At 34.5% G+C, this 12,708-nt stretch carries 13 protein-coding genes and 1 tRNA gene; 10 read left to right on the top strand and 4 right to left on the bottom strand.

Annotation, left to right across the window (positions count from 1 at the left end):
- Nucleotides 1-2: 2 nt before the first annotated feature.
- From GS03_RS02940 to GS03_RS02930, 3 genes are all read left to right on the top strand, one after another.
- Nucleotides 3-668, top strand: a complete 666-nt coding sequence (locus GS03_RS02940; RefSeq protein WP_136151079.1) for a head GIN domain-containing protein — start codon at nucleotides 3-5, stop codon at nucleotides 666-668.
- A gap of 99 nt (nucleotides 669-767) precedes the next feature.
- Entirely contained in the window at nucleotides 768-1,463 is a 696-nt protein-coding gene (locus tag GS03_RS02935; protein WP_136151078.1) for a LysE family translocator, read from the top strand.
- Nucleotides 1,464-1,473: 10 nt separating this feature from the next.
- Nucleotides 1,474-1,896: a hypothetical protein gene (locus tag GS03_RS02930; RefSeq protein WP_136151077.1), complete on the top strand. Its 423-nt coding sequence runs from the start codon at nucleotides 1,474-1,476 to the stop codon at nucleotides 1,894-1,896.
- Nucleotides 1,897-1,963: 67 nt separating this feature from the next.
- Here the strand turns inward: GS03_RS02930 and GS03_RS02925 are convergent.
- A tRNA-Cys gene (locus tag GS03_RS02925) sits at nucleotides 1,964-2,034 on the bottom strand.
- 96 nt (nucleotides 2,035-2,130) lie between these two features.
- Nucleotides 2,131-2,490 (bottom strand): dihydroneopterin aldolase, encoded by a 360-nt coding sequence (gene folB, locus GS03_RS02920; RefSeq protein ID WP_136151076.1) that lies wholly within the window; start codon nucleotides 2,488-2,490, stop codon nucleotides 2,131-2,133.
- Between the two features lie 133 nt (nucleotides 2,491-2,623).
- On the opposite strand from folB, the gene GS03_RS02915 reads away from it, so the two are divergent.
- From GS03_RS02915 to GS03_RS02900, 4 genes are all read left to right on the top strand, one after another.
- Nucleotides 2,624-4,309, top strand: a complete 1,686-nt coding sequence (locus GS03_RS02915; protein WP_136151075.1) for a glutamine--tRNA ligase/YqeY domain fusion protein — start codon at nucleotides 2,624-2,626, stop codon at nucleotides 4,307-4,309.
- 289 nt (nucleotides 4,310-4,598) lie between these two features.
- The gene (locus GS03_RS02910) at nucleotides 4,599-4,895 is read left to right on the top strand and encodes a YtxH domain-containing protein (protein ID WP_136151074.1); all 297 of its coding nucleotides are present in this window, start codon (nucleotides 4,599-4,601) and stop codon (nucleotides 4,893-4,895) included.
- Nucleotides 4,895-5,248, top strand: coding sequence for a phage holin family protein (locus GS03_RS02905; protein ID WP_136151073.1), 354 nt, complete (start codon nucleotides 4,895-4,897; stop codon nucleotides 5,246-5,248). Before GS03_RS02910 ends, GS03_RS02905 begins: the two co-directional genes overlap by 1 nt.
- A gap of 2 nt (nucleotides 5,249-5,250) precedes the next feature.
- Nucleotides 5,251-5,505 carry a DUF6327 family protein gene (locus GS03_RS02900; RefSeq protein WP_136151072.1) on the top strand — a complete coding sequence of 85 codons (255 nt, stop codon included), beginning with the start codon at nucleotides 5,251-5,253 and terminating at the stop codon, nucleotides 5,503-5,505.
- A gap of 28 nt (nucleotides 5,506-5,533) precedes the next feature.
- On the opposite strand, the gene GS03_RS02895 is transcribed toward GS03_RS02900, so the two are convergent.
- Complete coding sequence (locus GS03_RS02895; protein ID WP_136151071.1) at nucleotides 5,534-6,520, bottom strand: SPFH domain-containing protein; 987 nt, start codon at nucleotides 6,518-6,520, stop codon at nucleotides 5,534-5,536.
- A gap of 90 nt (nucleotides 6,521-6,610) precedes the next feature.
- Here GS03_RS02895 and GS03_RS02890 point away from each other — a divergent pair, with 90 nt between their 5' ends.
- The gene (locus tag GS03_RS02890) at nucleotides 6,611-7,225 is read left to right on the top strand and encodes an outer membrane beta-barrel protein (RefSeq protein WP_246034154.1); all 615 of its coding nucleotides are present in this window, start codon (nucleotides 6,611-6,613) and stop codon (nucleotides 7,223-7,225) included.
- A 34-nt stretch (nucleotides 7,226-7,259) separates the two neighbouring features.
- On the opposite strand, the gene gltX is transcribed toward GS03_RS02890, so the two are convergent.
- Nucleotides 7,260-8,765: a glutamate--tRNA ligase gene (gene gltX, locus GS03_RS02885; protein WP_136151069.1), complete on the bottom strand. Its 1,506-nt coding sequence runs from the start codon at nucleotides 8,763-8,765 to the stop codon at nucleotides 7,260-7,262.
- A 132-nt stretch (nucleotides 8,766-8,897) separates the two neighbouring features.
- On the opposite strand from gltX, the gene GS03_RS02880 reads away from it, so the two are divergent.
- Together GS03_RS02880 and ybeY are read left to right on the top strand one after the other, a co-directional pair.
- On the top strand, nucleotides 8,898-12,293 hold the full coding sequence (locus tag GS03_RS02880; protein WP_136151068.1) for a DUF4175 family protein: 3,396 nt from the start codon (nucleotides 8,898-8,900) through the stop codon (nucleotides 12,291-12,293).
- Nucleotides 12,286-12,708, top strand: coding sequence for an rRNA maturation RNase YbeY (gene ybeY, locus GS03_RS02875; protein WP_136151067.1), 423 nt, complete (start codon nucleotides 12,286-12,288; stop codon nucleotides 12,706-12,708). The genes GS03_RS02880 and ybeY overlap by 8 nt, the downstream gene beginning before the upstream one ends.

Here is a 12,708-nt window from a genome sequence, read left to right as displayed (position 1 = left end):
GTATGAAAAAAATAGTTTTTAGTTTATTGTTAATCAGTACAGTTGCTTTTGCTCAGGAAACAAAAAACGCGGGAGATTTTAATAAAGTAACTTCCTTTGACCGCATTGATGTTTTTCTTGTTCAAAGTGATGAAAACAAAGTGCAGCTCGATGGAAAAGAAGCTGATGAAGTAGAATTAGTCAATAAAAATGGGGAATTAAAAATTAGAATGCCATTGACTAAGTTATTGGAAGGTGATAACATTTCGGTAACGGTTTATTATAAAAAAATAACTCGAGTCGAAGCTAATGAAGGTTCCAGAATTGCTTGTGGCGATAAAATTAATTCGGTTGTATTTGATGTAATTGCTAAAGAAGGTTCTGAAGTAAAGTTGATTTTAGATGTTGAAAAATTGAATGTCAGAACAGCAAATGGCTCAAAGGTTTCATTGGAAGGAAACGCTGATATTCAGGATGTTTTGGTTAATTCGGGTGGAATTTATGAAGCTGAAAAATTAGAATCACAAATAACTACTGTTGCATGCAATGCCGGTGGTGAAGCAGCTGTTTTTGCAACAAATATTGTTGATGCTAAAGTTAGAGCCGGTGGCGAGATTACTATTTTTGGGAAGCCAAAACAAATCACCAAAAAGATTGTAGCCGGCGGAACAATTGAACAGGCAAAGTAGATTTAATTTACTCACGCGCAATATTTTTTTTGAATTCGTGAATCTTCGATTTTCCTTTTTGGATTTTAAATTCTAAATTGCAGTGTCAAAATTTTAACAATGATTTTACTTCAAGATATTTTATCTGCCATTCCGCTTGGTTTCTTTCTAAGTTTTATGATTGGACCAGTATTCTTTGTATTACTCGAAACCAGCGTTGTTAAAGGATTTAGAGCCGCAATTGTTTTTGATGCAGGTGTGGTTTTAGCGGATATTGTCTTTATTACCATTGCTTTTTTTAGTAGTTATCGATTAATCCAGAGTATTAAAGATGATCCGGCTTTGTTTATTTTTGGTGGATTAGTAATGTTGACATATGGCATTATTTCTTTTGTGAATAACCAAAAAGAATCCAAAAAAATTAAGATTGACGAAATTGACCCAAAAGAGTTGGCTAAAACCAATTATCTTTCTTTGTTCATCAAAGGTTTTTTCCTCAATTTTATCAATATTGGCGTACTCGGATTTTGGTTAGCAATTCTTATAACTATTGGTCCGCAACTGGAATTAAAAACCTCCAGAATGCTGACTTTTTTCTCCACATTAATTGTTACTTATTTTGTAACCGATATTTTCAAAATACTTTTAGCCAAACAATTACGTAACCAACTCAATCAAAAAAACATACTTTTAATTAAGAAGTTCATCAGCATTGTTTTGATTGTTTCGGGTTTATTTCTACTTAGTCAAGGCTGGTTTCCAAAAGAGCAAAAAATCGTAAATAAAGCTTTTGAAGAACTGGAGCATAAACAGTAAAATCATTATCATGAAAAGATTACTATTGTTATTTTCGTTATTTTTTTCACTTTCATTTTATGGACAGAATGACCAATCTGAAAAACAGCAGACTAAAGAAGGTTGCTATGTAACAATCAATGGAATAGTGCAAAAAGGGATTGTGAAAATGAAGAAAGAGCAGTTCAAAAATATGGTGATTGGTTACTACATTAATCTCCAAAATCAAACAGTTTCGGATAAGGCTATTAGTTTCAGTATCAAAATTCCAGGGGTTCAGGCTGAGCAGATAAAAGGAGGAAAGATTGATGAACATATGTACCAGAAGATTTTAAGAACCGCCTCAAGAGGTGATAAAATAACCTTTTTCGACATAAAACGGAACTGGAAAAATTCCAAATTCAATGGGATAATTTGTGATGGAGCCGCTCCATTGGTTATAGAAATTTACTAGTTCTCTTCTTATTCTTTTGAGAAATTATTCCATAAAAAAAGAGCTACTATTTCTAGTAACTCTTTTGAGGCATCTTCCGGATTCGAACCGGAGTAGACGGTTTTGCAGACCGGTGCCTAGCCGCTCGGCCAAGATGCCGTTGGTCGGCAAATATACTAAAAAAGTTAAAAGGCAAAAGGCAAAAGCTAAAAAGTTTTCTTTTCGTAATTTGAAATTCGCAATTCGCAATTATTTTTAACTTCTATATTCTTCCATTTCAATAGTAACCGCTTCAACATCACCACCAATAGGAGGATTGAGTTTTGAAACCGCTAAAAGAATTCGGGATACAGCCGGAATTTCTTTAAAGACTCTGGTTATAATCCGGTGTGCCACATGCTCTAATAATTTGGAACGAATGGCCATTTCTTCTACAACAATTTTGTTTAAAAGCACATAATCAACGGTGTCTTTGAGCTCATCAGAAACAGAAGATTTCCTCAAATCGGTTTTGATTTCCAAATCCACACGATAATCCGAACCAATTCTGCCTTCTTCTTCTAAGCAGCCGTGAAAGGAAAAAGTTCTTATATTTTGAAGTTTTATGGTTCCCATTTAATGTTAATTTGGTGATTTGGTAATTCGGTGATTCGATTTTGAATAATTTAAAAAGTATTAAAGCTTTATCAAATAACCAGATAAACGAATAACCAAACATTTATTTATCTTTGCTAAAATTACAAAAATAATGTCAACAGAAGAGAAGTCCCTCAATTTCATTGAACAAATTATCGAAGAGGATTTGAAAAAAGGTTTGTCCAACGACAAATTGCGTTTTCGTTTTCCGCCTGAGCCAAACGGTTATTTACACGTTGGTCATGCCAGTGCGATTTGTTTAAACTTTGGTTTAGGAATTGATTATCAGGCGCCAGTTAACCTGCGCTTTGATGATACAAATCCGGCGAAAGAAGAGCAGGAATATGTAGATGCTATCAAAAAGGATATCGAATGGCTTGGCTACGAATGGAGTAACGAATGTTATGCTTCTGATTATTTTCAGCAATTATACGATTGGGCAATTGAGTTTATTAAGAAAGGAAAAGCCTATGTTGACAGTCAGTCTTCTGAAGACATGGCAATCCAAAAAGGAACACCAACAACTCCCGGAACAAATTCGCCTTATAGAGATCGTTCGGTTGAAGAGAATTTAGATTTGTTTACACGAATGAAAAACGGAGAATTTCCAAACGGAACGCATATTCTTCGTGCCAAAATAAGTATGGGCGCCAACAATATGTTGATGCGTGACCCAATTATGTACCGAATTCTGCACGCACATCATCACAGAACCGGAAATGATTGGTGTATTTATCCAATGTATGACTGGGCGCATGGCGAAAGTGATTACTTGGAACAAATTTCACATTCATTTTGTACGCTTGAATTTTTGCCTCACCGTGAGTTATACGATTGGTTTTTAGACCAGGTTTATGATGATACTAAAGTGCGTCCGAAGCAAAGAGAGTTTGCCCGTAGAAATTTGTCGCATACAGTAGTTTCTAAAAGAAAGCTGTTGCAATTAGTAGAAGAAAAGCATGTTAAGGCTTGGGATGATCCGAGAATGAGTACAATTTCAGGAATGAGAAGACGCGGTTATCCGCCAATGGCGATTCGAAATTTTGCCAATACAATTGGGATTGCAAAACGTGAGAATCTGATTGATGTTTCACTTTTGGAATTTTGTGTACGGGATATTTTGAATAAAACAGCACCAAGGGTAATGGCTGTTTTAAATCCGGTTAAGTTGGTTATTACCAATTATCCCGAAGGAAAAGAAGAAATTTTAGATGCCGAAAACAGTCAGGAAGACGAAAGCTTAGGTTTTAGAAAAGTTCCTTTTTCAAGAGAATTATATATCGAAAGAGAAGATTTTCAGGAAGAAGCAAACAAGAAGTTTTTCCGATTGACATTAGGAACAGAGGTTCGTTTGAAAAATGCCTACATCATTAAAGGCGAAAGCGTTATAAAAGATGCTGCCGGAAATATAACCGAAATTCATTGTACTTACGATGAAGATTCACGCAGCGGAAGCGGAACAGAAGCTTCTCAACGAAAAGTAAAAGGAACGATTCACTGGGTTTCTATCAATCACGCGATTGAAGCGGAAGTTCGTATTTATGACCGTCTTTTTACGCATGAAAATCCGGATGGTGATAAAGATGTAGATTTCAAAGAATACATAAACCCAAATTCACTTGAAGTAATTACAGGATATTTAGAGCCAAGTTTGGCTACAGTCAAAAATGGAGAGCGATTCCAATTTCAACGTTTGGGATATTATTGTGTTGATAAAGATTCTTCTTCCGAAAAATTGGTTTTTAATAAAACGGTTGGCTTAAGAGATACTTGGGCAAAAGTGGAAAGTAAAGAATAATTTCAAAATAGATTTTACAAATGGGAAGCTCATCTCGTCATAAAACGAGATGGGCTTTTTTATTATTTATAAAATTTATAATAATTAAAAACCATATAACTTTTAGCAATTAAAATCGGCTTTCATAAATTGATTTTATGACATTTTTAGAAATCAGAAAGCCCAAATCACTATTACTGTTGAGAACTTTCATTATTTCGCTTTAAATGAAGTTTTGACTGTTTAACCACAATTTAACGTCTGTGCGATATAAATTTTGTAATTTTATTCAAATTAAATTTTAGAAATCATGTCAACTAAAAACGGAAATGGACTTTTAGCACTTTTAGCAGGTGCGGCAATTGGAGCTGCAATCGGAATTTTATTTGCTCCGGATAAAGGTTCAAAAACCAGAGAAAAAATAAAAGAAGGCTTGGATGATTTAAAAGACGAAACCAAAGAGAAATTTTCAAAAACAAAAGATGAGTTAAAAGAAACGGTTGAAGATTTACTTTCTAATTCGAGTTATAAAGCCGAAGAAGCAATTACCTTTTTGGAAGAGAAATTAGCCGAGCTTAAAAAACAAAACGCCAAACTTCAGAAATAATGGCATTAGAAGAAATAAAAGAAAACGTTGAAGACATTCAGGAGAATGCCAAAGCGTATATAGAAACCAGCATAGCTTATTATAAACTATGGGGTTTTAAAGTTGCGATGAAATCAACGACTTTGGCGCTCAAATTTTTCCTTATAGCTATTTGCCTTGTCATAGTTTTACTTTTTATATCGGTTGCCGGAGCTTTGGCTTTGGGTAATTTATTCGGTAGTTATCCGCTTGGTTTTTTGATTGTAGCCGGAATTTATTTGGTGTTGGCATTTCTTTTATTTTTGGTGAAAGACAAAATAGTGGAAGGACCAATTTTGGAAAAATTCTCAGAAATATTTTTTAACGAAGATTAATTATGGAAACTAAAAAATATTCCTCTTACGCCGAAATCAATCACGATTTAGAAATTCTGAAACTGGAAAAAGAAATTCATTATAAAAAAATGCTGTTGAGTATTGACAAGACAAAAGAAAGTTTCCTTCCTTCAAAACCGGTTTTGTTTGTAAACGATTTGTATAAAAAGATATTTTCAGGTTCGCTTGGAACGATTTTAAAGATTGCTATTCCGTATGCAATCAATTGGTATATAAACAGAAAAAGAGGCGATTAAGCCTCTTTTTTATTGTTTTCTGATTCGATTATTTTGCCGGTTCTTCGGGGTTAGAAGTATCAGATGGATTATAATCTAACGAAGAATGATTTCCTGTTTTCTTAACTCTTTTAGGTTGATTTTTCATCTGTTCTCCCATAATGCTCGAAGCCGTAAAACTAGTTACCATATTGTTCAACATGTCACTTGCGGCTTGTGGTGAATTTGGTAATAAAATCAAGTTCGAATTAGTATCAGCACCAATTGCCTGAAGCGTGTCATAATGTTGTGTAATTACAATCAAAGCTGAAGCTTCTTGTGAATTGATACCAACTTTGTTTAAAACATCAACACTTTCTACCAACCCTTTTGCAATTTCTCTACGCTGATCCGCAATACCTTGTCCTTGCAATTTTTTGCTTTCTGCTTCCGCTTTTGCTTTGGCAACAATTCTGATTCGTTGTGCATCCGATTCGAACATGGCTGCTGTTTTTTCCCTTTCGGCAGCGTTGATTCTGTTCATTGCATTTTTCACTTGAATATCAGGGTCAATATCGGTTACCAAAGTATTGATAATATCGTAACCATAGGTTGTCATGGCTTCGTTTAATTCACGTTTAACGGCAATTGCGATGTCATCTTTTCTAACGAAAACATCATCCAAAATTAACTTTGGAACTTCAGCACGAACTACGTCAAAAACATAAGCGGTGATTTGATCATGTGGATATTCCAATTTATAAAAAGCTTCGTAAACGTGTTCCTGAATTACTTTAAACTGAACAGAGACTTTCATTTTGATAAACACATTGTCTTTGGTTTGTGTTTCGATGATAACGTCCAATTGTTGAATTCTTAAATTCACACGACCGGCAATACGATCAATGATTGGAATCTTAAGCTGTAAACCGGAATTTCGGATACTTAAGAACTTACCGAATCGTTCAACAACAACGGCAGTCTGTTGTTTTACCGTAAAAAATGAAGAGAACAAAATGATAACACCAAGAAAAATAATAATAGCGATAATTGGCATAATTTTTAAATATTTAAGTTAGTAAAGTTGTTGTACGAAAAAAATGTATGTTTGTTACAAATTAAAAGTTACGAATTCATGAATAAAAAAATGACAATCCTTTTATTGTTGATATCAACAATAGGATTTGCACAATACGGACGAAGAGATTCCAATATGATTGGAGTTACTTTAGGATTAAATCAATTTAGTGTAAGCACTTCAGATTTTGAAGCAAAGCCAGGAACAGGTTGGAATGTTGGGCTTTCGATGCGGGGAAATTTCTATAACGATTGGGATGCGCTATATGGAATTCAGTTTAGCGAATACAATTTCAAAGTGGCAACTTTAAACCAAACGCTTCAAGATAGAGAAACCAATTTTAAATTGCCTTGTGCCAACATAACTTTTCAGTTGAGTTATAAACTTATTGAAAACCATTTGAGTTTTGAATTTGGCCCAATGGTTCAAATCAATGGAAAATTACAGGTAGAAAAAACAGAAGAAGACAACCTGATTATAGGCGATGAAGAGACTACCGCAAAGGATATGACCAATATCAGCCATGTTAGTTTTTATCCACTTGTTGGTGTTACAGCCGGAGTTAGAAATGTGAGACTGAATGTTTCGTATCAATACGGAATAAATAATATACTTGGAAAAAATGATGCCGGTTATAGCGGTCATGCTTCTGTTATCAATGGGAATATTATTTTCTATTTCTAATAAAAAAGTCCCGATTAATCGGGACTTTTCTTTTTTATAAACTTACGATTGCTTTTTGTAATCGTTTGATGGTTTCTTCTTTTCCGATTAATTCAACAATGTCAAATAGATGTGGTCCTTTTAAGGCGCCAACCAAACTCAAGCGAAACGGCTGCATTACTTTTCCCATTCCGATTTCGTTTTGTGTCATCCAGTCTTTGACAACAGTTTCGATATTTACAGAAGTAAAATCACTGATATTTTCTAACACAGAAATTAATTCCTGCATAGTTCTTGGCGTATCTTCTTTCCAGTTTTTGGCTGCTTTTTCATCATAAGATGTTGGAGCTTCAAAAAAGAAATTACTCATTTCCCAGAACTCTGAAACAAAGTTTGCACGCTCTTTTATTAAAGAAACTATCCTAACTAATTTGCCATTTTCTACAGTAATTCCTTTTTCGGTAAGCAAAGGAGCATAGGCTTTCGCCAAACTTTCATCACTTTGCTTTTGCAAATATTGGTGATTGAACCATTTGTTTTTGTCCGGGTCGAATTTAGCTCCGGCTTTATGAACTCGGTTTAAATCAAACTTTTCTACTAATTCTTCTAACGAAAATAACTCTTGATCGGTACCGTCATTCCAGCCCAACAACGCTAAAAAGTTAATCACAGCTTCAGGAAAAAATCCGTTTTCTCTATAACCGGATGAAACACCTTCTTCCGACTTCCATTCCAAAGGGAATACCGGAAATCCTAATTTATCGCCATCACGTTTTGATAATTTTCCGTTTCCAATTGGTTTTAAAATTAATGGTAAATGTGCGAATTCAGGCGCTTCCCAATTAAAGGCTTTGTATAATAATGAGTGTAAAGGCATTGATGGCAGCCATTCTTCACCACGAATTACATGTGAAGTTTCCATTAAATGGTCATCAACGATATTAGCCAAATGATAAGTCGGCATTCCATCAGATTTGAATAAAACTTTATCGTCTAACAAATTTGTTTCAAAACTAATATCACCACGAATGATGTCATGCAAATGCAAAGTCTCATTTACCGGTGTTTTAAAACGTACAACATAAGCTTCGCCAGCTGCTATTCTATTATCGGTTTCTTCTTTTGAAAGTACCAAAGATGTATCTAGCTTTTCACGATTGTGCCAGTTGTAGATAAATGTTTTTCCTTGTTCTTCATGCTGTTTTCTGTGAAAATCTAATGCTTCCGCAGTATCAAATGCATAATAAGCCCAACCTGAATTTATCAATTTGTCAGCATATTGTTTGTACAACTCTTTTCGTTCTGATTGACGGTAAGGTCCAAATTTTTCGTTCTTTCCAACAGTTTCACTTGGTGCAATTCCCAACCATTCAAGAGCTTCGAAAATATATTGTTCCGCTCCTGGAACGAAACGGTTTTGATCGGTATCTTCAATCCTAAGATAAAAAACACCATTATTTTTTTTTGCAAATAAGTAATTAAATAAGGCAGTTCTAACACCTCCAATATGTAACGGTCCGGTTGGACTTGGAGCAAAACGAACTCTGACAGCTTTTGACATTGTTATTGAAATTTGGTGCAAAGATAAAATTTAATTAGCCACGAAATCACGAATTTTCTTTGGCAAATTTTTAACGCTTTGATATTCGCTAAAAATTGTACATTTATCGGTTATAAAAAGAAATTGCAAAAATTGGACAATTCAAAGATCATATATCAAAAGTTAGAAGGCTTTATTAATAAGTACTATACTAATCAATTGCTGAAGGGAATTATTTTCTTTGTCGGAATTGGCTTGTTGTATTTTATATTCACCTTGTTCGTAGAATACTTTCTTTGGCTTAAGCCAGCAGCGAGAACGGTCTTGTTTTACACCTTTGTTCTTGTTGAACTCATTCTTTTTTTTAGATTTATTTGTTTTCCGTTGTTTAAATTATCCAAACTTCAAAAAGGTATTGATTACGAGGAAGCTTCGATTATTATTGGAAATCATTTCAGTGAAATAGAAGATAAACTGACTAACTTTTTACAGCTTTCTTATGACAAGAACAAATCGGAATTACTAGCGGCATCGATAGATCAAAAAGCAAATACACTGCAACCGATTCCTTTTGGAAACGCCATAAACTTTGGAAGCAATAAAAAATATTTGCCTTTGGCGATTATCCCAATATTGTTTTTTGCCTTCTTTTATCTTTCCGGAAACAGCAATCTGATTTCACAAAGTTTGAATCGCGTGGTTCATTTTAAGCAGCAATTTTTGCCACCAGCACCTTTTGAATTTGAGGTTTTGAATAAAGATTTACAAACGGAACAAAACAAAGATTTTCTTTTAAAAGTAAAAACGATTGGTAAAGTTGTTCCCGAAAACGCAATGATTTTCATTGGTGATGAAAGTTATTTTATGGAAAGCAGCAAGCCTGGAGAATTTGAGTTTGTGATTCCGAAACCTTCAGAAGATTTAGAATTTCACATAGAAGCTAACGATGTTTCGTCACACGATTATGAATTGAAAGTGGTGACCGTTCCTTCGATTGCCAATTTCGAAATGGTCTTGAATTTCCCAAATTATTTGAATAAAAAATCTGAAGTTATTAAAGGAACTGGAAATGCTATAATTCCCGAAGGAACTCAGGTTACCTGGAGAATGAATACATTGGCTACACAAAAAGTGGATTGGGTTAACGAAAATGCACATTACACTTTTGTTAAAAATGGGAATCTGTTTTCGTTGTCAAAAAGCATTCTTCAGAATGTTGATTACCAAATTTTAACTTCGAATAATAAAGTTCAAAATTATGAAAAACTGAACTATCAGATTTCTGTAATCAAAGATCAATATCCAACGATTAATGTAAACAATGCGCCGGATAGTTTAAAGGTTAATAAGAACTTCGTTTTAGGGCAGGTTTCGGACGACTATGGGTTGTCTAAGTTACAAATTGTGTATTATCCTAAAGACACTCCAAACACAGCAAAAAAAGCCGCTATTTCAGTTAAGAGAGACGTTTACGATCAGTTTGTGTTTTCGTTCCCGAGTAATCTTCCTGTAGAAGAAGGTGTTTCGTATGAATATTATTTTGAGATTTTTGATAACGATGCTATTCATAATTATAAAAGCACGAAATCTTCTGTTTTTAGCAACCGAATTGCAACTGAAACCGAAAAACAGGATGAACAGATGCAACAGCAAAATGAAAACATCAATTCGTTGGCAAAATCCCTGAAAGCGCAAGACAAGCAACTTTCGGAGTTGGACAAATTGCAAAAAATGGGTAAGGAAAAGGATAATTTAGAATATAAAGATCAACAAAAAGTAAACGATTTTATTCAGCGTCAAAAGCAACAGGACGAAATGATGAAAGAGTTTTCAGAAAAGATGAAGGACAATTTAGAGCAGTTCAAATCAGAGAAAAAAGATGAGAAAAAAGAATTGCTTCAGGATAGATTAGAAAAAACTAAAGAAGAAATCGAGAAAAATAAAAAGCTATTAGAAGAACTTCAAAAGTTGAATGACAAAATCAGTAAAGAAGAGTTGTTTGAGAAAATGGAGAAATTCCAACAAGCCAGTAAAAATCAGACAAAGAGTTTAGAGCAATTGGTTGAGTTGACGAAACGTTATTATGTAGAGAAAAAAGCGCAACAAATAGCTGATAAGATAAATAAACTTGCTGAAAAGCAAGATAAGCTTGCCGATAAAACGGATGAAAATAATGCTGAGAAACAGGATGAAATAAATAAGGAATTTGACAAAAATAAGGAAGAATTAAAGGATTTAGAAAAAGACAATAAGGAATTAAAAGCTCCGATGGATTTGCCTAAGTCAGAAGAAAAAGAGAAAAGCATAGACGAAGATTTAAAAGACGCTAAAGACCAATTGCAAAAGCAGCAAAAAGACAAAGCCAAGCCAAAACAAAAAAGTGCTTCCAAAAAAATGAAGCAAATGAGTCAACAAATGCAAGAGCAAATGGAGTCATCAGAAGCGGAGCAAATGGAAGAGGATGTTGCCATGCTGCGTCAGATTTTGGATAATCTTCTGGCTTATTCGTTTTCTCAGGAAGATGTGATGAAACAATTTAAGAACCTAAAACGTGGTGCCCCATCATTCAATAAAAACTTGAAAATTCAGCAGGATTTAAAGCAACAATTCAAACATGTTGATGATAGTTTGTTTGCGATGTCATTACGTAACCCGAAAATAGGAGAAGGTATTACCAAGGAAATAGGAAATGTTCAATACAATGTTGATAAAGCAATAGAGACTTTGGCGGAAGCCAATGTTCCAAAAGGGAATTCACACCAACAATATGCGGTTTCGTCTTCCAACAAACTTGCGGATTTACTAAGCGATATTCTAAACGGTATGCAAATGCAAATGGCGATGCCAGGTTCTGGAAAAGGAAAACCAAAACCAGGACAAGGTTCCGGAATGCAATTGCCTGATATTATCAAAAAGCAAGAAGGTTTGGGTGAAAAAATGAAAAAGGGAATGAAGAAAGGTGACAAGCCGGGCGATGGTCAGGATGGTAATCAAGGAGAGAAAGAAGGTCAGGGACAGGAAGGACAAAAAGGGAGTAATGGGAAAGGTGACGGAAAAGGAGACAGTGGTGACGGAAAAGGGAATAACGGAAAAGGAAAAGGGAACCAACAAGGCGGAGAAAATGGACAAGATGGCGAAGGTGACGCCAAAGCTATTATGGAAATTTATAAAGAACAGCAGCAACTGCGTGAAGCTTTAGAAAAAGAATTAAAGAAGCAAGGCGTTGGTGGGAATGGTCAGAATGCTATGGATCAGATGAAGCAAATCGAAAAGCAATTATTAAACAAAGGATTTAATAACGAAACACTTCAAAAGATTTTGAATGTTAAATATGAGTTGTTGAAATTGGAAAAAGCTGTCCAACAACAAGGACAAGATAGTAAGCGTCAATCGGAAACAAATAAGAAAGAATTTAATAATCAAGCTACTGCATTACCGACCAAGCTGCAAGAATATTTGAATAGTATTGAAATTTTAAATAGACAAAGCTTACCTTTGCGCTCCAATTTTAACCAAAAGGTTCAAGAATATTTCAAAACCAATGATTAGTTTTAATTACGAGTTAGATTTCAAACTAGAAGACGAAACGCTTTATTCGGACTGGCTTTCCAAAGTCATTGGCTCTGAAATGAAGAGCGAAGGAGAGATTAATTATATCTTCTGCGACGACGACTATTTAGTAGAAATTAACCAGCAGTATTTAGACCACGACACCTTAACAGACATTATCAGCTTTGATTATTCTATAGGAAACGAACTACATGGGGATATTTTTATTTCTATAGAAAGGGTTCGCGAAAATGCCATAGATTTCAGAGTTGATTTTGAAGAAGAACTAAAACGGGTTTTAGTACACGGCGTTTTACATTACTGTGGCTACAAAGACAAAAGCGAGGATGACGAAAAACTTATGCGTCAAAAAGAGGAAGAAAAAATGAAGATGTTCCACGTGAAACACAACTAA

The organism is Flavobacterium sangjuense (assembly GCF_004797125.1).
Lineage (GTDB): Bacteria > Bacteroidota > Bacteroidia > Flavobacteriales > Flavobacteriaceae > Flavobacterium > Flavobacterium sangjuense.
This window is presented reverse-complemented; position numbering and strand designations above follow the sequence as displayed.

Excerpts from the sequence above, each read along its gene's own strand:
- GS03_RS02940 (WP_136151079.1), top strand. The coding sequence starts at position 3 with ATGAAAAAAATAGTTTTTAGTTTATTGTTAATCAGTACAGTTGCTTTT.
- GS03_RS02935 (WP_136151078.1), top strand. The coding sequence starts at position 768 with ATGATTTTACTTCAAGATATTTTATCTGCCATTCCGCTTGGTTTCTTT.
- GS03_RS02930 (WP_136151077.1), top strand. The coding sequence starts at position 1,474 with ATGAAAAGATTACTATTGTTATTTTCGTTATTTTTTTCACTTTCATTT.
- folB (WP_136151076.1), bottom strand. The coding sequence starts at position 2,490 with ATGGGAACCATAAAACTTCAAAATATAAGAACTTTTTCCTTTCACGGC.
- GS03_RS02915 (WP_136151075.1), top strand. The coding sequence starts at position 2,624 with ATGTCAACAGAAGAGAAGTCCCTCAATTTCATTGAACAAATTATCGAA.
- GS03_RS02910 (WP_136151074.1), top strand. The coding sequence starts at position 4,599 with ATGTCAACTAAAAACGGAAATGGACTTTTAGCACTTTTAGCAGGTGCG.
- GS03_RS02905 (WP_136151073.1), top strand. The coding sequence starts at position 4,895 with ATGGCATTAGAAGAAATAAAAGAAAACGTTGAAGACATTCAGGAGAAT.
- GS03_RS02900 (WP_136151072.1), top strand. The coding sequence starts at position 5,251 with ATGGAAACTAAAAAATATTCCTCTTACGCCGAAATCAATCACGATTTA.
- GS03_RS02895 (WP_136151071.1), bottom strand. The coding sequence starts at position 6,520 with ATGCCAATTATCGCTATTATTATTTTTCTTGGTGTTATCATTTTGTTC.
- GS03_RS02890 (WP_246034154.1), top strand. The coding sequence starts at position 6,611 with ATGACAATCCTTTTATTGTTGATATCAACAATAGGATTTGCACAATAC.
- gltX (WP_136151069.1), bottom strand. The coding sequence starts at position 8,765 with ATGTCAAAAGCTGTCAGAGTTCGTTTTGCTCCAAGTCCAACCGGACCG.
- ybeY (WP_136151067.1), top strand. The coding sequence starts at position 12,286 with ATGATTAGTTTTAATTACGAGTTAGATTTCAAACTAGAAGACGAAACG.